The sequence below is a fragment of the Sedimenticola selenatireducens genome, from assembly GCF_963675335.2.
Classification (GTDB): domain Bacteria; phylum Pseudomonadota; class Gammaproteobacteria; order Chromatiales; family Chromatiaceae; genus Sedimenticola; species Sedimenticola selenatireducens.
Genome location: NZ_CAXXYC010000004.1, coordinates 1,488,707 through 1,507,563, shown reverse-complemented (window position 1 = coordinate 1,507,563; position 18,857 = coordinate 1,488,707). Strand labels below are relative to the sequence as shown.

Here is an 18,857-nt window from a genome sequence, read left to right as displayed (position 1 = left end):
GGAACCAAGAAGAGTATCTTACCAAATTCTAAATTATGGGTTTCTACGTACCCTGTTATGGTGACTGAACATCCCAGACGGGACCCCTAGGAATCTGCCGGGCTTGACCGATCGTAGCGAGGGAAAGCCGCAGTAGATCGGTGTTAGGCCCGACAGAATCCTAAGCCCAGCTTATCGATTGAACCCTTTCCGCGACGGAGGAAAATCCATGACGGAAGTAATTGCAACCAATCAGACCATCCTGGTGGTCGGTGGCGGTATCAGCGGTCTTACCGCTGCCCTGGAAGCCGCCGAAACCGGAAAGCAGGTCGTTCTGGTTGAAAAGCGTCCCTATGTTGGTGGTCGTGTCACTCAGCTGTACAAATATTTCCCCAAACTCTGCTATCCCACCTGCGGACTGGAGATCAATCAGCGCCGGGCCAAGATGAACCCGAATCTGACCATCCTCACCATGGCCGAGGTGACCGACATTCAGGGCGAAGCGGGCAACTACACCGCCAGCGTAAAGATCAGCCCCCGTTATGTGAATGACAACTGCACCGGCTGCGGCGACTGCGCCAAGGCGGTCAGTGCCGAGTTTGACGATGAGTACAACTACGGTCTGGGCAAGCGCAAGGGTGCCTACCTGCCGCACCGCATGGCCCATCCCCAGCGTTATGTCATTGACCCGGCCATTCTCGGTACCGAGGATGCGGAGAAGGCCAAGACCGCCTGTAAGGCAGGCGCGGTCGATCTCGACATGCAGGAAGAGACCGTATCCTTCAAGGCCGGCGCCGTGGTCTGGGCCACCGGTTGGCAGCCGTACGATGCCAACAAGATCCAGCCCTATGGCTACGACCGCTTCCAGAATGTCATCACCAATGTGGAATTCGAGCGCATGGCCGATCCCAACGGACCGACCGGCGGCAAGATCGTCCGTCCGTCCGATGGCGAGGTGGCGAAGAACATCGCCTTTATCCAGTGTGCCGGTTCCCGTGACAAGAACCACCTGCTGCACTGCTCACGCATCTGCTGCATGGCCACCCTGAAGCAGACCCACTACGTGCAGGAAGCGCTGGGCGACGAGGGCAAATCCACCATCTACTACATCGACATCCGCGCCATCGACCGGTTTGAGGATTTCTACCAGACGGTGCGGGAGAATCCCAACGTCTCCTTCATCAAATCCAAGGTCGCCTCGATCACCCAGAATCGGGAAAACGGCAATCCGGTTCTGAACGGGGTGGATACCGAGGGCTATCACCGTTACGCCAATGAACATGACCTGGTGGTACTGGCGGTGGGCATGCAGCCCAGCGTCGACAAGTCGAGCTTCCCGGTGGATATCGTGATCAACGAAGAGGGCTTTATTGAGCCAGCCACGGAAAACGGCGGTATCTTCGCCGCTGGCTGCTCTTCCGATGCCCTGGATGTGAACCGCGCAGTCCAACAGGCCACAGGCGCCGCTCTGCGCGCCATTCAGGTAGTCAACCGAGTCGCCGGAACGGAGGGTTAACAACGTGTCTGACGAAAAGAAATTTGCCGGTTATATCTGCACAGGCTGCGGGATCGGTGAGCGACTGGATTCCAGTCAGCTGGAGATGATTGCCACCCGTGAAGGGAAGATGCAGTCCTGTAAACAGCATGAAATGCTCTGCAGCAGCGAGGGCGTGCAGCTGATTCGTGATGATATCAGCAATGAGGGCGCCACTCACATCATGATCGCCGCCTGCTCACGCCGCGCCAAGGTGGAGGCATTCAACTTCACCGAAGTAGCCATGACCCGCGCCAATCTGCGCGAGGGTGTTATCTGGGTCCGCCCGGATGAACCCGAGCACCAGGAGACCACCCAGGAAATGGCGGATGACTACATCCGCATGGCCTGCGCCGAACTGCGCTCCATGAAAATGCCCAAAGCCTCGGGTGAGCAGACCCTGAACAAGACCATCCTGGTGGTCGGCGGTGGCATCACCGGCATGAGCGCGGCAATCGAATCGGCCGCGGCCGGTTATCCGGTACATATTGTTGAGAAACAGGGCGCACTGGGCGGCCAGGCGGCCGACTACAGCAAGGCCATTCCCACCCGCTCGCCTTATAAAGAGCCAAGGGACACCGGCGTCGCCGAGATGATCGCTTCGATCGAGGCCAACGACCTGATCACCGTGCATCTCAACAGCACCGTTGCCAGGACCGCCGGCGCACCCGGCCGCTTCAGCGTGGATATCGCCACCGAGTCAGGCACCGTCAACACCGAGACCTTTGGCGCCATCATACAGGCCACCGGTTTCAAGCTGTACGATCCCTCTAACCTGCCACAATACGGCTACAGCAAAAGTCCGGACATTGTCACCAATGCCGAGCTGGAGAAGCTGGTTAAGGATGCCAACGGCGGACCGATCAAGCGTCCGTCCGACGGCAAAGAGGTCAAGGCGGTCGCCTTTGTACAGAACGTCGGCCAGAGTTCCACCGAAGAGGGACAACTCCCCTACCACTCCGGTATCGGTGATCTGATCGCCATCAAGCAGGCGATGTATTTCAAGGACCAGAACAGCGATTGTGACACCACCATCCTGTTCAACAACCTGCGCACCCCGGGTGCCGCCGGCGAGGATTTCTATCGTGCCGGCCAGGAGAAGATGATTACCTTCTCCAAGGGCAATGTCAGCGAAGTGGTTCCTGGTGACAGCCTCGAGGTGAAATTCCAGGACCTGATTCTAGACGAAGAGACCAGCATGCAGGCTGATCTGGTGGTGCTGGACGTGGGTATGATCCCCAACTCCGGACCCGATCCCTACGCCGTGCCGATGGTGATCGACGAAGAGGACGAGGCCGCCGAGGCCGCGGAGGATACCCCGCCGCCGCCCAGCGTCAGCGTCGACTCGATCCTCAACCTGGACTACCGCCAGGGTACTGACCTGCCGCACCTGAAGAACGGGTTTACCGACTCCCACTTCATCTGTTTCCCCTACGAGACCCGTCGTACCGGTATCTATGCCGCCGGGCCGCTGCGCCGTCCGATGGATATGCGCCAGGCTCAGGACGACGCGGCCGGTGCCGCGATGAAGGCCATTCAGGCCGCCGAGAATGCCGGCAAGGGCATGGCCGCCCACCCGCGTGCCGGCGACCTCTCCTTCCCCAGCTTCCGTATGGATGGCTGTACCCAGTGCAAGCGCTGCACCGTGGAGTGTCCGTTCGGCGCCATCAACGAGGATGAGAAGGGCTATCCGATGTTCAACGAGTCACGCTGCCGCCGCTGCGGCACCTGCATGGGCGCCTGCCCGGTGCGCGTGATCTCGTTCGAGAACTACTCGGTTGAGACCGTCAATCAGCAGATCAAGAACGTCGATGTACCTGAAGAGTTCGACGAAAAGCCACGCATCCTGGTGCTGGCCTGCGAAAACGACGCCTATCCGGCACTCGACCAGGCCGGCATGAACGGTGTGGAGATCAACCCCTGGGCCCGCGTCATCCCGGTACGCTGTCTTGGTTCGGTCAGCCTCTCCTGGATCACCGACTCACTCAACAGCGGCTATGACGGCATTGTGTTGATGGGTTGCGCCAAGGGCGACGACTATCAGTGTCACTTCGTGCGTGGATCGGCCATGGCCCATGAGCGTATGGGCAAGGTGGGAGACACCCTCTCCTCGCTTAACCTGGAGCCGGAGCGTGTCGTGGTCTACGAGGTGGCGATCACCGACATAGAGCGTGCACCCAAACTGATCAACGATATGGCAGAGACGGTCGAGAAGATCGGCCTGAGCCCGTTCAAGTTCTAGGGGATACGGATTATGAGCGATTTAAATACCGCAATGACCGAAAGGTACCGCAACAGCTTCCTGAAGGAGGTTGAAGCCAACGTCGAAGAGGGCGAGTGGGTCAAGATGTGCATGCAGTGCGGGGTCTGCGCCGGCTCCTGTCCGCTGGGCAACGCCTGGGAGCACACTCCACAGAAGCTGTTCATGATGATCCGCGCCGGCAAGCGTGAGGCAGTACTCTCTTCCGACGCCATGTGGATGTGCACCTCCTGCTACAACTGTATCGCACGCTGTCCGCGCGGCCTGCCCATCACCCACATCATGCACGGCCTGGCGCATTATGCGAAACGCCTGGGCCTGGTGCCGAAAAATCAGCCGACCCAACAGTTCTCGCAGATTTTCTGGGACAACCTGATGAAAAAGGGCCGGGTGAATGAGCTTAAGTTGGGGCTGTCCATGTATTTCAAGGACGGCTTCGGCCAGGGCATCAAGAACGCCCTCGCCAACAAGCAGCTGGGCCAGAACATGATGAAGGCCAAGCGCATGAACGCCATGGAGTTCTTTGGCGGTCACGGCATCAAGGACACCAGCGGTCTGCAGAAGATGATCAAGAAGGCCCAGGAGATCGAAGATGCGAAATACCAGGGCAACAGCTAAGTGAGGACAGACCAAGATGGCTAAGAAAGAAGTCTCATACTACCCGGGTTGCTCCTCACAGACAGGGGCCTCATCATCCAACATGATGCGCGCCACCCAGACCATGTGCGACGAGCTGGATATCCAGCTCAACGAGATCCCGGACTGGAACTGCTGCGGCGCCTCCATCGGCTACGGCGGCGGTGGCGAATTGCCGCGCCTGACCCTGTCGGCACGCAATATCGCGCTCTCCGAGCAGCACAACCCCGGCCAGGAGATCATCGCCACCTGCGCCGCCTGCTGGCTCTCTACCCGCGAGGCAAAAGAGCGCCTGCATGAAGACGCCAACATGTTCCGCGACGCCAACACCGCGCTGAACGAAATCAACCTGAAACTGAACAACCAGACTCCGGTACGCCACATGGTGGAAGTGCTGGTGGAGGATATCGGTTTCGAGGCGATCAAGGCGAAGGTGAAGAAGCCGCTGGAAGGTCTGAAAATCGCCAGCTACGTCGGCTGTCAGACCAACCGCCCGTTCGGCATTGCCGAGGAGTCGTTCGAGAACCCGGTCTATCTCGATCACATCATCGAGAGCGTGGGCGCCGACTCCATCCCCACCTATGAGAAAAAGGTGCAGTGCTGCGGCGGCGCCCTGGCCTTCTCCGAGCCGGAGAAGTCCCAGGAGATGATCCACGGTATTATCGAGGCGGCCTATGATCATGGCGCCGACCTGATCGCCACCCCCTGCCCGCTGTGTCAGGCCAACGTGGAGATCTACCAGGATCAGATCAACGCCCGCTTCGGCAGCAAGTTCAACATGCCGGTAGTCTATTACAGCCAGCTGATGAGCGTCGCCTTCGGCCGCAACAGCAAGGACTCGGCACTGGATGGCCAGATCATCCGCGCCAAGTCACTGGAAGACATTGCCGGTAAATAGTTCCACTAAAAAGCAATCAATATAACAAGAAGTTTCGGCCCTCACTTGAGGGCCGTTTGTTTTTATGCTACTCGGTCGGCAACAACAGGCAACCTGACCTGATTGCCCCGCTAAATCGCCAGCATCAGCAGAGTAAAACCATGGAAGGCGCCGAAACAGGAATCCGTATCGGATTCCAACGGCAGTCTTATCGGTTCCATCCGGTGTTGACAACTGTCCACGATCACACCGGTATTCTGGTGCGATCGATTTGATCCCGGATTTACCGCCTGTCTGTTTCCGTTTCCCGGGAATAATCGAGCCGCATGGCAAGGTAGCGGACCAACTGGAGTCTGACATACGGACGGCTGTTGTTTTGGATAGAGGATAAAATTGTCGGATTACCGATAATTATTGGCATTTTATCGCAAACCCGCCGCACCAGATTCGTGGAGAATAGATCCATCAGCAACACTGCCGGGAAATCCAACATGCATACACCGCCGCCCGCAGAACACGCCGGGGCACTTCGTCACAAACTGCCACGTATCCGCATGCCTCTGGTGATAGCAGGAGTAACCACTATCACCGGTCTGATTTTACTGTGCTGGCCGCCGCTGGAGTTGCCAACGGCACAGGGAAGAGCGGCCGGCCTGGCGATCATCGCCATCGGCCTCTGGGCCACCTCACAACTGCCTGAGCACCTCACTGCACTGCTGTTTTTCCTGTTGGCCATGTTAGTGGGGGTAGCGCCATCAAGTGTGATTTTCTCCGGTTTTTCGTCATCGGCATTCTGGATGGTATTCGCCGGCCTGGTAATTGCCTTGGGGGCAAAAAGTTCGGGGCTCAGCGAACGTCTGGCACACAGCATCGCTCTCAAGCTAAACGGCAGTTATCTCAGCCTGATCAGCGGCGTCATGCTGGTGGGCGTGCTGCTTGGCTTTTTGATGCCCTCATCCATGGGGCGGGTGGTGGTGCTGCTGGTTCCGGTCATCCTGGCGTTGGCGGAGTCGTTCGGATTTGCCGCCGGTTCAAATGGGCGGATTGGTGTGCTGCTGGCCGCCACCTTTGGCTCTTTCGTGCCCACTTTCGCTATTCTGCCGGCCAATGTACCAAACATGATCCTGGTCGGTACATCCGAGACCCTGTTCGGTATCGCCCCGCTCTACGGCGAGTATCTGCTGCTCCATTTTCCAGTGCTTGGACTGTTGAAGTCCGCGGTGATCATCGGCCTGATCGTCTGGCGCTTTCCCGACCGGCCGAAACCCTACACCGGCAGGACCGACAACAGCTCGCCGCTCTCCCGCATCGAATGGAAAATGGCGGGAATACTATTGCTGGCTCTGACATTCTGGCTAACCGATTTTGTTCACCACATCTCTCCGGCATGGATAGCCCTGAGCGCGGCAATGTTGTTGTTATTGCCGCGCATCGGCCTGATCAGCGCGCAGCAGTTCAGTAACGATATCAATTACAGCCCGCTGTTCTTTATTGCCGGGGTGCTGGGCATGGGGGCCCTGATCTCGCACTCCGGACTGGGAGCGCGTGCCGCCACACAATTGACCACGATATTGCCGCTGGAACCCGGGAACAACCTGCTGAACTATACCTCCCTGGCATTCATCTCGCTGGTTACCGGCATTGCAACGACACAGCCTGGCGTTCCGGCCGTACTGACGCCGCTGGCCGATCAAATCGCCCTCGCCTCGGGGCTACCGATCAAGACCGTATTGATGACCCAGGTATTGGGTTTCTCCACCACGCTGCTGCTCTTCCAGGCACCGCCATTGGTGATAGCGATGCGGCTGTCGGGTGAAAGCACGCGCCCGGCTATCGTACTGGCGCTGCTACTGGCATTGGTCACTATCGTGTTGCTACTGCCGCTGGATTATCTCTGGTGGCGTCTGCTGGGCTGGTTATAAGGCCCTTGGGACAGATGGGGACTGGACGAATGGGATCAGAGTCCATAACGAATTACTGACTCAATATTCTGCTTTTACGAGGCACGGAGTGGTTGAATCAGTTAGTTCCCGCATTGGTGAAAAAACATTCCCTTCTGGGCAGGCATTGACGCTCATGGTAAATATACATGCCCCTGATTTCTCCCGGCGCTATGTATCAAGCACGTCAACCTTGGCTTTGATTGAATTCGCAATAAAGCAGTTCTTGTGCGCACTGGCATGTATTCGCTTAATAGCGGCTGCATCAGGTTGTTTTTCTCCGCCAAAAACAATGCGCGGGCGTAGCTCGATGCGGGTAATCTGCGGGCGGCCACTGTCACCCTTATCCAGAAAGCCGGTGGCGCGATCCCGATAGCTCTCCACGCGAAAGCCCTTGAGGTCCGCAATGGCGAGAAATGTCAGCATATGACAGCTGGCCAGGGCGCTGGTCAGCAATTGTTCCGGATCCGGGCAGTTCGGGTCTCCTTTGTACTCCGGGGCAGAGGATACCGTGACTTGAACCGTGTCGCTGAAAGAAACAGCATGGTTACGGGTGTAGTTGGACTCTTCGGGTGAGTGGGAACTACCCTGCCACTCCAGATCTATTTTATGTTCGGACATAAACAGCACTACCTCGGGGTCGAATGGTGCAAGGGGGGTGAGAAGCTCCAGCTCTGGTAACGCTGGTCATCGGACCAAGGATAACAAATCGCTGAAGTAAAACGTATTTATGATCGTCCTGGATCATTTTTTCCAGTCTTGCAAGTCATGCAGGGTAGGCACCTCAATTGTGCCCACGTGGTTACTCGGCTACTTTTCACGGCTCCTCAATAAGCGCTCCGGCGTGTCTCGCGAACACGTGCAACCACCCCAAAGCCCAATAGGTTGCCCAGGTAGGCACCCAGTATCCAAGGCATTGCGCTAAGCCACAGGATCTCCGCACCCGCCACAAAAAATGACAGGAAGGCAACAACACCAAACATCAGGTAGTAGAGATACTTGCTCATTTTGATCGACTTCAGCTCATTGTAACTGAGCAGCAGCGCACTCATCGCTGCCCCGAGCACCACAAACAGCAGGCCACAGATCAGGTAAAAGGTGAAAAAACCGGTCTGCTCATGCAGGGCATGAAAGAACGCATTATGGCCACTAAAAGCAAATCCAAACTGGGGGCAGAAAAACAGGGTGGCAACACCGGCACCCGCCTCTATGGTGGCGAACTTCGCATACAGCCACCCGATTGACGGCTGCAGATCCTGTTTCACCCGGGCTGTAATTCGCGCATCAGCAGAGGGAGAGGGCTCCACGGGTTGAGCTTCGACAAATTCACAGAACTCCTGCAGCGTCTCTATTTCAATATCGGATAGGCGGGAATTTTTCACGCTATTGCTCCTCGCCTGACATCAGGCTCCGCAGCTTCTGTATCGCTCGGCTGACAATCTTCCTGGCATTGGATTGGGAGATCTCCATCGATTCGGCAATCTCCGCAAACGAGAGATCTTCATTGAAACGCATACTCAAGAGCATGCGTTGTTCACTACTGAGACTCGACAACTCGGCAATTGCTTCACTCACATCCTTATTGGCTCTCTGCTCATGCATAGCGGCATTTACTGCTTCAGAACTGAATTCAAGGTACTTTCCTCGCGTATTCTGTTTACGGACGTGATCCACCAGACTGTTTCTCACGATAGTAAAAAGCCAGGCCAGGAAAGGGGCATCCTTGCGGTATTTCAAACGATGAGCATGCAGTTTGGTAAAAACCTCCTGAAACACCTCTTCCGCCTCCGCACGGCTCTTCAACCTGGCAACAAGAAAACCGAATACTCTTGCCTTATGCCGGTTATAGAGTAACTGGAACGCATCCACGTCACCCTCTACGTAAGCCCGCATCAGCTCCTCATCTGTCATTCACATCCCCCAACCAGTAATACGGGGCAGCCGGTCATTTTGTGACAAAAGTATTTTCGCATGCCGAATTATATGGCCGGGTGTGTTATGGCTAAAAATATTTATTTCACTTGTCACAATACCAACTTCTAAAACGTTTTATCCGGTGTAAGCAAACCAATATTTTTCAGGAGTAGATAGTATGAAGAAATCAATTCTGGTAGCGCTGATGGCCCTTTCCGCCACATTCGCCAACCATGGGTATACCGCTGAAGAACACAGTCACGGACATGACAGTCATGGGTCAGTCGTCACACAAACAGGTCTGAGTCTGAACAATGGCGAGCGCTGGGAGATGGACGATCACACCCGCACCATGTCACAGATGATGCAGCAAACCTTTTTTGCCGCTGATCACTCAACGCTTGGGGGATTGAATGCGGCAGGCACGGCACTTGAACAGCAAATGGAGAAACTTATCACCGGCTGCACCATGACCGGCGAAGCCCATGAGCAGCTACATGTGTTTCTGAACGAGCACGTCCCGACGATCAATGCATTGGCCAAAGCTGACGACTATGCATCAGCCAGAGAGAACGCAATCCGACTGAAAGGCCAGATGGAAACTTACCAGAAGCACTTTAAATAAGCCGGGTAATCGGGTCGGCGGACAATATTTCCCGACGTAAATCCCCCAATTGTTGGCTGACCCGACCCCGGCATTCAGGGGAGATTCAATCGGACCCCACATATCACCCTTAAATCTGGAGAAACCCCATACCCTTCCTACCAGTGGGCAGGGAGAGTAATATGACCGCCAGTGACCTGTTGAACATCTACCCGGTTTAGAGGTGTGCCATGAGAGAACTGGTTTGGGACAAAACGCTGAGTGTCACGGTCGATGAGATAGACGAAGATCATCGACGGCTGGTGGAATTGCTTAACCTCTTCAACCGTTCCGTGGCGGAGGATGAATCCCCTGAATACCGGGAAGCCTTACTTGAGGAGCTGATCGCCTGCACCATCTGGCACTTCCGGCATGAAGAACGCCTGATGCTGAAATACAACTACCCGAAATTCGCCGGACACAAGGCCGAACACAGGGAACTGATCGAAAGTGCCAGCGCATTTCAGCAGAAGTACCTGCAGGATGGGGGAAAGATGAGCGAAGGGGACTTCGAGTACCTGGAGCACTGGCTGACCGAGCACATCCTGGTTGTTGATATGAAGCTGGGGGAATGGCTCACTGGGGTGATGTAGCGACTAAGGAGCGCTGCTCCGCCCGAGATTTCGGATGAAATAGATCTGTCCCGTTTTTCCCATGCTTGCTTTCATCGATCAAGGCAGGTAAGAAGCGACCGGCCTGCCTCGCTGCGCCTTTAGTCTGTTATTTATCGAATCTGACACTCTTGATCTTCGTATCCACTCTATTCATCCCCGGTGGCGCCAGTGGCTTTAGCGGTCTGCCGTCAACGCGCAGGAAGCGGATAAAGAACTCGAAGAAAATAAGACGTGTGGTCTGGATAAAGACGACCAATCCCTCTATTCCGACTACCAGCAGGTGGCCGATAACAAGAGCCAGGAGATAACCCGCCTCGTTATCTATATTGTCTGCGAGCATGATGACGGTAATGGTGAGTCCGGCATGGGCCAGAGCAAACGCGCCGATTCGCATGAATGAAACACTGTTCAACAACAGTTCAAAAACAGTCTGCAACAGACTTCCGATGGTCACTGAAATCTCTATTTTCCCACGCCGGCTTTGCACCCAGGAGCTACCGGCCAGATACCAGATCAGAAAAACTGGCATTGCTACCAATGCTGTGTGAAAAAATATGCCGATAGCGGCTGTGATATACAATCCCACTATCGGCGCTTCCCTGGCACACCATTCAAGGCCCAACCCGCGCCACCTCGCCTCGATCGCGGAAAAAACCATACCGGTCAAAATCAGCCCAAAGCCAAATAGCAGGGAAACCCCGAATACCCGCAGAGGTTCATCAAGCGGACGAAACCATAACGCCGGCAATAACCCTTCCATTCCAAAAAGTTCACCGAACAATATGCCGAAGATAATCGAGGAGGCACCGCAGGGGATCAGGAAACGTATGTTTCGCTGTCGGACGCCAAAAAAGATTCCGACCAACAGCAGTATCAACCCGTGGCCGACATCCGGAAACATGAAACCGAAAAGCAGGGGTACGACGATCGGTATAATAAAGCCCGGGTCGATTTCGTTGCTTCCCGGTGTGCCTGAGAAGGCCTGGAACAGGTGAAACGGCCGACTCCACCAGGTCTCCAGCATACGCACCGGTGGCAGGGAGTTCAGAGGCGGAAACGGATGGCGAACAATTGCATGGATATTGGCACTTTCCAGAACCGATTCCACCGAGGCGGGTTTTTCCAGGGAGCTCCACCCGGTTACATGGCAGTACTCCCCGTGCTCGGTCACCTCCTTGGCATTGTCGACAAACCAGCGCAATACCGTGGCATTCGCCAGAGTCTTTTTCAGCTCGCTACTGGCCCAATGCAGCTCGATTTTGTGCTGAATATCGTGGTACAGGTGCTCGATAGTGGCCAGCCGCTCTGCAATGCCTTGTTCTTGTGCGGGTCTTCCGGGAGGAAGCCAGTCAGGAATATCTACTTCGATACAGTCCGATTGCTCCAGTAAGTGATTGACATCGGTCTGCTGGTCGGGAAGTGCGGCAAACAGGAAAAACACCATTTCGTCCTGGACATACGAGCGAATTACGATCTTGCTCAAAACCGGATTCATCGGGTGACTGTGCGGACAGGCATAGATTCCCTTGCACAGAAAATCACCGTGGTGTGCAAACAGTTCGATTCCAGTGTCATCTTCATGGAGCGCTTTCAGCAGTTTCTGCAATAATCTCAGATTCTCCTTTTCCTGCTGCAGCCGGTGCATCTCCTCTTGCAATGAAACAAGACGTTCACCCCAGTGGCGCACGTAGTAAAGCGCCTGCTCTGCAGTCTCTTCTGGTGATGAGATCAGTTTTGAAGGTGCAACCTGGTAAACAGGCAGTGCAATCTGATGGGTCTTGCAGAATTCATCCAGTTCTGACAGCGACTGGCGAATATTCTCCAGATGAAGGTGGGACGCCTGTCGCGCACCGGGTTCGAGTTGCACTTCACCGGTAGCGGCAAGCGACTCGATTGCGTAGACAGTCTGGTTTCTGGGAACATACAACTCGAACCAGCTCGCCTCCCTGGGCCGCACGAGTTCCCTCAAGTTATCCACTATTCGCAAGCTTGTTTTCCTTGTAACCCCCCGAAACAGCCAATACTCCACCCAATCAGCATAGCGGCGTGAAGTTTTGACCCGGCCTACCTTTCTGCTTGATTTCCTGAATCCCAGTATCAAGGCCGGATAGACCAGAAGCAAGTCACCCAGTATACCTTGGGTCATGGAAGGGGTCGGACTCTATTGAAAGTATATAAATCGCTTCTATCGAGTCCTCCACATTGATCACCGTCGGCCACGCTGAAAGACGGAAACAAATATGTCAGGAAAAGTTCACAGGCTGAATCTGACCTGACAGTCACCCTAAAAATCGGTGACCGTCAGATCAGGTTGCGACTACTACAAGCAACTCCCTTATGCTGGCCGATTAGTCCCCTGTAGAGATTATTTCCCAGCTACCGTCCTGTTGCTGGCAGGCTGTGCCATAGGCTCGCTCTTTCTTTCCGCCAATGGTAACTTCATGTTGAAATTCACGGCAGTAACGCCCGGAAGTGCTGGTTCCCTCCCGCGTTGTAGTCACACTTCCTGATGCACCCCCCTCTTTCCAATAAATAGTTTCACCTATCGGAGCCGACGTCGCCCGGACTTGAGCCGCTTCATGCTCTCGCTGCTGAGCTTCGTTCAGGTTATCAAGCAGTTTTATAGTAATGGCTGTAAACGCGAGCCATTTGAAAGCATCATTGTCGCGGGAGAAGTGCCCATAACCGGGGTATAGATGGCCATGGGGACGAACAATAACAATATCACGATAATGCCTTATCCGATTGGCCGGTATTTTGTAGTCGTGGCCACGGTGAATCACTCTTGGCTTTTGGTAACCGTACTCTTTATACCTTTTACGATCAGGTGTTGCCCCGGGACCACCGGTTCGCCCTGGCGGGTTCTCCCAGTTCGTGCCAGGACCGCCACGCCATCCGGGTGGATTGTCATCCCGATCATATGCCTGTGCATTTAAGCTAAAGCACAAGGTTAACAGGGTGGCGATCAATACAGGATTATAGGCTCTTCTATCCATAACTATTCCTTTTGAAGTTTGCGTCCGATTCCGGCGTTCAGAATATCGTATTGAATATGAATATTAGCTGAACAGCACAATTCCCATACTAGGGCAACTCACGGACCAACTATAAAAAGGAAAAAAATAGGGTTGCCGGTCTGTGCCCCACAAGAGTGGTAGCGAATTGAGATTCGAACCTGTATCGGACGTGCTGATAAAACGCTCGTTCTCCGGTATTAGAAGGGGAATACTGGCAACTTATAGACTAGGCCTACGCTCTTTAAACCGCACATAACACCGAACATGTCGGCCCAGACCAACAAACGGCCCGTAATAGGGCCGTTTGTTGTGGGGTCGTCTAGATCGCTTAAATAGCGGCCTGCATATCAATCATCACCACTGTACCGCTCATCTTCAGTCCGCTGCTGCCGCTGGATCTCGGCCTGGCGACGCGCCTCCCACACCTCCTGGCGCTCATCCATGCGTTTCTCCCACACCCCGTTCTTTTCGGGGATGGTACGCAGCCCGAAGAACACCTGTTTCATCAGCCGGGTACCGAACTGCATCAGGGAGACATCTTCTTTTGCCAGCACTTCATAAAGCGAATCCTCCAGGTCGTAGGTGGCCTTGAAGTTGTCACTCAGCACAAAGCGGCGGAAACGTTCCATATCAAATGAGCACATGAAGTACATCTGCAGAGTCGCCTCGGGCGGCTTGCCGACACTGGGGCCACCAGAGCGTTTCATCAGCATCAGCTGTTGCCACTCACGGTTCATCTCGTCGTACTGGGCGGTCTCCTGCTCAATCAGGTACTCCTGCACAGTCAGTTTCCGATCCTCTTCATGCCCCTTGCAGTGATCCTCTTTGATCAGAACGTAGTCGACGTGTTCGGTCTTGGCACCAGTATCCAGGCGGATCATGTTACCCAGCGGGTAGTAACGGCAGGCGGTGGGGCGGTCCTTGTAGACGCTGCAGCCTTCGTCGGTCATGAACAGGCAGGCACCGTCATTATCGGTACGCAGCTTGACGCCGGGCAAGCCGTCCTGATCCATCTGGAACGGTACGGTGTGCTCCTTGAGAAACTCGGTACTGCTTTTTCCGAGATGCTGTTTCAGGCGAATAATGTCGTAGGGGGTCAGGGTGATGTCCGCATTGCGGCAGCAGGCGTTGAAGCAGGAGATCCCCTTGTGGCACTTGAACTGGAGGGTGGAGCCCAGCTCCAGAATGGTGGGCACTACGTTACTTTGAAATGGAACATCGAATTTTTCGCTCATGGGAGCCTCGGTTTGCAGCGTGTAAATCAACAGGGACAAGAAATCCACCGGCGGGGACGGAGTGGGCCGATGCGTCCTGATTTCTCCGGTAATACTAAACCATTACGTCAGTGTTCAGCTATGTTGTTGGGGTTCGTTCCTCACCCCAACCTACGGCCTACCAACAGACCGCTGATAGTAACCGGTTTGCCACCCCGTGGGGAGGCCTTGAGCCGCTGGCTGCCATCCCTGGAGTCGTCCGCGGCATAAGTCCATCCTGGACAAAAAAAGTCCGGGCGCCTTGCGACACCCGGACTTCCTTGCCATCAGGCTGTCAAATAAAGCTTATTTGAACAGCTTGGACTTGTCGACCAGATCGACATGGGCACGCTTGAAGCAGGTCCAGGTCTTGGTCTCTTTGTCATAGACGGAGTTCACGAAGCACTTCCAGTTCTCCTCGTCCACGAAGTTTTTATCCATGCGGTAGTAGAAACCGGGATAACGGGACTCTTCACGGAACTGAATATGTTTCATGTGTGCTTCAGCAGTCAGGATGCGGTGGTAGTTCTCCCAGGCGCGAAGCAGTTCGTGCAGATCTTTCGCACGCATCTTCAGGGAGTCTTCCTTCAGCATACCCAGCTTGGCTTCAGCCAGCTCCAGCATGTGCTCATTGGTGGTGTAGTAGGTGGCCACACCGGCAACATACTCATCCATGATCTTCTGCAGACGGAACTGCAGCATACGTGGAGTGATGTAGTTGGGGTTGACGTCGATCGCGGTGGTGTAATCCTTGAATTCCAGGAAGTTACGCACCGGACGATAGATCTCGGTCACCAGGTCCTCAACACTGGTATCCAGCTCCGGGGTGTGATCCTTGTTGTCCATGACGAACTGCACCATGGACTTGGCACACATGCGACCCTCGGCGTGTGAACCGGAGGAGAACTTGTGACCGGATGCACCCACGCCGTCAGCAGCGGTGAACAGACCCTGTACCGTGGTCATGCCACGATAGCCCCAGTTCCAGCCCTTCGGCAGATGCTCGGGCACACCGTCCATGGCCTCGTCAGTCGGCGCGCCGACATCGGTAGGACCAGAAACCCAGATGCCGCAGCAGCCGGAGTGTGAACCCAGCAGGTACGGTTCGGTCGGCATCAGCTCGGAGTTTTTCTTCTCCGGCTCGATGTTCTCACCAGCCCAGATACCACACTGACCGATACACATATCCAGGAAGTCTTCCCAGGCCTCTGCTTCGAGATGCTTGACCTCACGGGGGGTCAGGGTCTCACGCAGGTTGGCGAGTGCGGTGACGGTGTCCATCCAGATCGGACCACGACCTTCACGCATCTCTTTCAGCATCAGGTGGTTACGCAGACAGGAAGCAGGAACAGCCGCCTGACCGTAAGGAGGATAGTCGTCTAGCATCTCCTTGTTGCGGTCCATGTAGACTTCACCAAACGCATTGGTGGCCTTGGATTTGAACAGCAGGAACCAAGCGCCGACCGGACCGTAACCGTCTTTGAAGCGGGTCGGTACGAAGCGGTTTTCCATCAGAGTCAGCTCAGCGCCAGCCTCTGCAGCCATGGAGTAGGTGGAACCGGCATTCCATACAGGATACCAGGCACGACCCTGACCCTCACCGACTGAACGGGGACGGAAGATGTTGACACAACCACCGGCAACCAGCAGACAGGCCTTGAACTTGTAGACGAACAGCTTGTGGTCACGTACAGAGAAACCGACAGCACCGGCAACGCGGTTCTTGTCGTTCTTGTCGTTGACCAGCTTGACGATGAAGACACGCTCCTGGATGTTTTCGATACCCAGGGCTTTCTTGGCCGCCTCAGCAACGATCCATTTGTAGGATTCGCCGTTGATCATGATCTGCCATTTACCGGAACGTACTGGCTTACCACCGTCTTTCAACGGGGTCATGCCCTTGGATCCGTCGAAACGCTCGCCGTTCTCGTCGGTCTTCCAGATCGGCAGACCCCACTCCTCGAACAGGTGCACAGACTCGTCCACGTGGCGGCCCAGATCGTAGGTCAGATCGTCACGGGTGATACCCATCAGGTCGTTGGAGACCATACGGGCGTAATCCGCGGGGTCCTGCTCGGAACCGATGTAGGTGTTGATAGCGGACAGACCCTGTGCCACGGCACCGGAGCGATCCATGGCGGCCTTGTCGACCAGTTTGACTTTGATATCCACGCCCTGTTTCTTGGCAGCGTCGACCCAGGGGCCGATCTCATAAGCTGCACCACAGGCGCCCATACCACCACCGATAATGAGGATGTCTACCTCTTCCTCGATGACTTCAGGATTTCCGAATTCACCAGCCATTTGAATTTCCTCTTTATTCTAAAAACTTTACAAATACAGTTCGGCTATGCCGCAGCTTACTTCTTGATCAGCTCGCTGGGGTCGCCAGCACGGTAGCCGTTGACCTGTACGAAGAAGCCGGATTCAGCGATCTTGGAAATATCAGCCTCTGGCTTGCCACCGTAAGGATCGATAGAACCTTCCGGGGTGGTACGGATGGGGAACTTGAAGCGTTTCATGGTGCCGTTGCGGAACTTGATGGTCCACATGATGGAGTCGGTACCACGCAGTGGCTGAACAGACGCGCCCAGCGGTACGATATCGGCGTAAGGACGCGCTTCGATGGCCTGCTGCGGGCAGATCTTGATGCAGGAGTAGCACTCCCAGCACTGATCGGGCTCCTGGTTGAACGATTTCATGGCATGACCGGTCAATGAACCGTCCATATCCAGTTTCATCAGGTTATGCGGGCAGATGTACATACAAGCGGTCTTGTCCTGACCCTTGCAGCCATCACACTTATCAGTACGCACAAATGTAGGCATGGTACTTTTTCTCCTAGTTTCACTGCAGTGTTAAAATCACCACCAGACTTCAGTGGCGTTTTCTCGAGTCGATACCCGGATTGCCGGGAAGAATCTCAATCTGTGTTATCCCTGAAGATAGCGACCTTTCTCGGATCGCTGACCCTGCGGATTTTTACTCTGGTAACTCTCTCGATAACCCTGCAAGACAAACAGAGAAGGCAACTTTCAGCGGAGCATTCCAGAAATCAGGAGTGACAACATAAAGATTTGCTAATAAAAGTGCCAAACAATAGTTTTGGGCGGTGCATAAGCCCTGTTTATTCGCTGGATAAGCAACTGATGACACGCCCCGCCCGTAGCCGGACTTCCCTCCCGCCCGCGCCTCGGTTATGGTGGGGAATGTCCATTTAACGCACTGACTGCCATGAAAAATCTGCCACCCAAGCATCAACAGATCATCACCCTGCACGCCCCTTTTATCTGCCAGGTTGTGCAATTGGCCCAGCAGCCCCACAACCGGGCCGCACTGGCAACGCTGTTGCAGCAGGCCGACACGAGCGGCTGGAGCGCCCTGGTGCGGGCCGTGCGGCGAATCGCCGACGGTCAGCGCGACACCGGCGCCCTGCTCGGACTGGATGAGGAGGACCGGGTGATCGCCGAGGCGATCCTGCGCGGCCTGCAGGACCCGGCCACCCTGCCCGACCCCAACGCACGACCGGAACCGACCCTCGCGGCCCCCGGGCTGGCCGGCATGATCCAGGCCGCCGCCAGCGGCAACGTGGAGGCCCTGACCCTGATTTCCAATATGGCCGAGCAGATGAGCCGCGCCGGCGGCCCGATGTCCCGGCTGGCAGCGGTGATCCGGCCGCTGATCAACGGTGAGCGGGACGCAGACAAACTGTGCAAGGGGATGAATGAGCAGACCCGCCAGCTGGTCCTCGACATCCTCAGCGAACTGGGCCGGAAGCAGGCCCATTGAACGCCATCACCGCAAGCCGCCGCCTGCTACTCTGCGCCGCCATCAGTGGCTTTGTTACGGTTGCCCTGGGGGCCTTTGGCGCCCATGCTCTACGCAACACCCTGACCAGTGACATGCTGACCGTCTGGCAGACCGGGATTCAATACCAGGGTCTGCACACACTGGCCATGCTGGCGATTGGCCTGCTCAGCATCCAGTTGCCGGCCGCCCGCTGGATAAAGCGTGCCGGCTGGCTGATGCTGCTGGGCATACTGCTGTTCTCCGGCAGTCTCTACCTGATGGCCGTTACCGGGATCACAATGCTCGGCGCCATTACGCCGTTTGGCGGCTTCTCCCTGCTGGCCGGCTGGACCGCACTCGGCTATGCCCTTTACCGGCTACCCCGAACAAATGGCCCATAG

At 55.5% G+C, this 18,857-nt stretch carries 17 protein-coding genes; 9 read left to right on the top strand and 8 right to left on the bottom strand.

The window, feature by feature from the left end:
• The first annotated feature begins 208 nt into the window (after window positions 1-208).
• From ACHZBF_RS18170 to ACHZBF_RS18150, 5 genes are all read left to right on the top strand, one after another.
• Entirely contained in the window at window positions 209-1,495 is a 1,287-nt protein-coding gene (locus tag ACHZBF_RS18170; RefSeq protein WP_321529211.1) for a CoB--CoM heterodisulfide reductase iron-sulfur subunit A family protein, read from the top strand.
• Window positions 1,496-1,499: 4 nt separating this feature from the next.
• On the top strand, window positions 1,500-3,755 hold the full coding sequence (locus ACHZBF_RS18165) for an FAD-dependent oxidoreductase (RefSeq protein WP_321529210.1): 2,256 nt from the start codon (window positions 1,500-1,502) through the stop codon (window positions 3,753-3,755).
• A 12-nt stretch (window positions 3,756-3,767) separates the two neighbouring features.
• A complete protein-coding gene (locus ACHZBF_RS18160; protein WP_321529209.1) occupies window positions 3,768-4,391 on the top strand; it encodes a 4Fe-4S dicluster domain-containing protein in 624 nt (207 codons plus the stop codon).
• A gap of 16 nt (window positions 4,392-4,407) precedes the next feature.
• Window positions 4,408-5,307, top strand: coding sequence for a CoB--CoM heterodisulfide reductase iron-sulfur subunit B family protein (locus ACHZBF_RS18155; protein ID WP_029134900.1), 900 nt, complete (start codon window positions 4,408-4,410; stop codon window positions 5,305-5,307).
• A 470-nt stretch (window positions 5,308-5,777) separates the two neighbouring features.
• Complete coding sequence (locus tag ACHZBF_RS18150; protein ID WP_321529208.1) at window positions 5,778-7,208, top strand: SLC13 family permease; 1,431 nt, start codon at window positions 5,778-5,780, stop codon at window positions 7,206-7,208.
• 189 nt (window positions 7,209-7,397) lie between these two features.
• Here the strand turns inward: ACHZBF_RS18150 and ACHZBF_RS18145 are convergent, their stop codons facing one another.
• From ACHZBF_RS18145 to ACHZBF_RS18135, 3 genes are all read right to left on the bottom strand, one after another.
• Window positions 7,398-7,847 carry an OsmC family protein gene (locus ACHZBF_RS18145; RefSeq protein WP_321529207.1) on the bottom strand — a complete coding sequence of 150 codons (450 nt, stop codon included), beginning with the start codon at window positions 7,845-7,847 and terminating at the stop codon, window positions 7,398-7,400.
• 206 nt (window positions 7,848-8,053) lie between these two features.
• On the bottom strand, window positions 8,054-8,608 hold the full coding sequence (locus ACHZBF_RS18140) for a hypothetical protein (protein ID WP_029134897.1): 555 nt from the start codon (window positions 8,606-8,608) through the stop codon (window positions 8,054-8,056).
• A 1-nt stretch (window position 8,609) separates the two neighbouring features.
• Window positions 8,610-9,137 (bottom strand): RNA polymerase sigma factor, encoded by a 528-nt coding sequence (locus tag ACHZBF_RS18135; RefSeq protein WP_321529206.1) that lies wholly within the window; start codon window positions 9,135-9,137, stop codon window positions 8,610-8,612.
• A gap of 181 nt (window positions 9,138-9,318) precedes the next feature.
• Here ACHZBF_RS18135 and ACHZBF_RS18130 point away from each other — a divergent pair, with 181 nt between their 5' ends.
• Both ACHZBF_RS18130 and ACHZBF_RS18125 read left to right on the top strand, forming a co-directional pair.
• Window positions 9,319-9,765 (top strand): hypothetical protein, encoded by a 447-nt coding sequence (locus tag ACHZBF_RS18130; RefSeq protein WP_321529205.1) that lies wholly within the window; start codon window positions 9,319-9,321, stop codon window positions 9,763-9,765.
• Between the two features lie 209 nt (window positions 9,766-9,974).
• On the top strand, window positions 9,975-10,376 hold the full coding sequence (locus ACHZBF_RS18125) for a bacteriohemerythrin (protein ID WP_321529204.1): 402 nt from the start codon (window positions 9,975-9,977) through the stop codon (window positions 10,374-10,376).
• 127 nt (window positions 10,377-10,503) lie between these two features.
• Here ACHZBF_RS18125 and ACHZBF_RS18120 read toward each other — a convergent pair whose 3' ends face one another.
• The 5 genes from ACHZBF_RS18120 to aprB form a co-directional block, all read right to left on the bottom strand.
• Window positions 10,504-12,543, bottom strand: coding sequence for a V-type ATP synthase subunit I (locus ACHZBF_RS18120; protein WP_321529203.1), 2,040 nt, complete (start codon window positions 12,541-12,543; stop codon window positions 10,504-10,506).
• 202 nt (window positions 12,544-12,745) lie between these two features.
• The gene (locus tag ACHZBF_RS18115; RefSeq protein ID WP_335340066.1) at window positions 12,746-13,393 is read right to left on the bottom strand and encodes an RT0821/Lpp0805 family surface protein; all 648 of its coding nucleotides are present in this window, start codon (window positions 13,391-13,393) and stop codon (window positions 12,746-12,748) included.
• 368 nt (window positions 13,394-13,761) lie between these two features.
• Window positions 13,762-14,649 (bottom strand): YkgJ family cysteine cluster protein, encoded by an 888-nt coding sequence (locus tag ACHZBF_RS18110; protein ID WP_029134893.1) that lies wholly within the window; start codon window positions 14,647-14,649, stop codon window positions 13,762-13,764.
• A gap of 324 nt (window positions 14,650-14,973) precedes the next feature.
• Complete coding sequence (gene aprA / locus ACHZBF_RS18105) at window positions 14,974-16,971, bottom strand: adenylyl-sulfate reductase subunit alpha (protein WP_321529202.1); 1,998 nt, start codon at window positions 16,969-16,971, stop codon at window positions 14,974-14,976.
• A gap of 56 nt (window positions 16,972-17,027) precedes the next feature.
• The gene (aprB, locus tag ACHZBF_RS18100; protein ID WP_029134891.1) at window positions 17,028-17,495 is read right to left on the bottom strand and encodes an adenylyl-sulfate reductase subunit beta; all 468 of its coding nucleotides are present in this window, start codon (window positions 17,493-17,495) and stop codon (window positions 17,028-17,030) included.
• Window positions 17,496-17,901: 406 nt separating this feature from the next.
• Here aprB and ACHZBF_RS18095 point away from each other — a divergent pair, with 406 nt between their 5' ends.
• Together ACHZBF_RS18095 and ACHZBF_RS18090 are read left to right on the top strand one after the other, a co-directional pair.
• Window positions 17,902-18,456 (top strand): hypothetical protein, encoded by a 555-nt coding sequence (locus ACHZBF_RS18095; RefSeq protein ID WP_321529201.1) that lies wholly within the window; start codon window positions 17,902-17,904, stop codon window positions 18,454-18,456.
• On the top strand, window positions 18,453-18,857 hold the full coding sequence (locus ACHZBF_RS18090; protein ID WP_321529200.1) for a DUF423 domain-containing protein: 405 nt from the start codon (window positions 18,453-18,455) through the stop codon (window positions 18,855-18,857). Before ACHZBF_RS18095 ends, ACHZBF_RS18090 begins: the two co-directional genes overlap by 4 nt.

Excerpts from the sequence above, each read along its gene's own strand:
- aprB (WP_029134891.1), bottom strand. The coding sequence starts at position 17,495 with ATGCCTACATTTGTGCGTACTGATAAGTGTGATGGCTGCAAGGGTCAG.
- aprA (WP_321529202.1), bottom strand. The coding sequence starts at position 16,971 with ATGGCTGGTGAATTCGGAAATCCTGAAGTCATCGAGGAAGAGGTAGAC.
- ACHZBF_RS18095 (WP_321529201.1), top strand. The coding sequence starts at position 17,902 with ATGAAAAATCTGCCACCCAAGCATCAACAGATCATCACCCTGCACGCC.
- ACHZBF_RS18145 (WP_321529207.1), bottom strand. The coding sequence starts at position 7,847 with ATGTCCGAACATAAAATAGATCTGGAGTGGCAGGGTAGTTCCCACTCA.
- ACHZBF_RS18150 (WP_321529208.1), top strand. The coding sequence starts at position 5,778 with ATGCATACACCGCCGCCCGCAGAACACGCCGGGGCACTTCGTCACAAA.
- ACHZBF_RS18115 (WP_335340066.1), bottom strand. The coding sequence starts at position 13,393 with ATGGATAGAAGAGCCTATAATCCTGTATTGATCGCCACCCTGTTAACC.
- ACHZBF_RS18125 (WP_321529204.1), top strand. The coding sequence starts at position 9,975 with ATGAGAGAACTGGTTTGGGACAAAACGCTGAGTGTCACGGTCGATGAG.
- ACHZBF_RS18110 (WP_029134893.1), bottom strand. The coding sequence starts at position 14,649 with ATGAGCGAAAAATTCGATGTTCCATTTCAAAGTAACGTAGTGCCCACC.
- ACHZBF_RS18135 (WP_321529206.1), bottom strand. The coding sequence starts at position 9,137 with ATGACAGATGAGGAGCTGATGCGGGCTTACGTAGAGGGTGACGTGGAT.
- ACHZBF_RS18130 (WP_321529205.1), top strand. The coding sequence starts at position 9,319 with ATGAAGAAATCAATTCTGGTAGCGCTGATGGCCCTTTCCGCCACATTC.
- ACHZBF_RS18170 (WP_321529211.1), top strand. The coding sequence starts at position 209 with ATGACGGAAGTAATTGCAACCAATCAGACCATCCTGGTGGTCGGTGGC.
- ACHZBF_RS18155 (WP_029134900.1), top strand. The coding sequence starts at position 4,408 with ATGGCTAAGAAAGAAGTCTCATACTACCCGGGTTGCTCCTCACAGACA.
- ACHZBF_RS18120 (WP_321529203.1), bottom strand. The coding sequence starts at position 12,543 with ATGACCCAAGGTATACTGGGTGACTTGCTTCTGGTCTATCCGGCCTTG.
- ACHZBF_RS18160 (WP_321529209.1), top strand. The coding sequence starts at position 3,768 with ATGAGCGATTTAAATACCGCAATGACCGAAAGGTACCGCAACAGCTTC.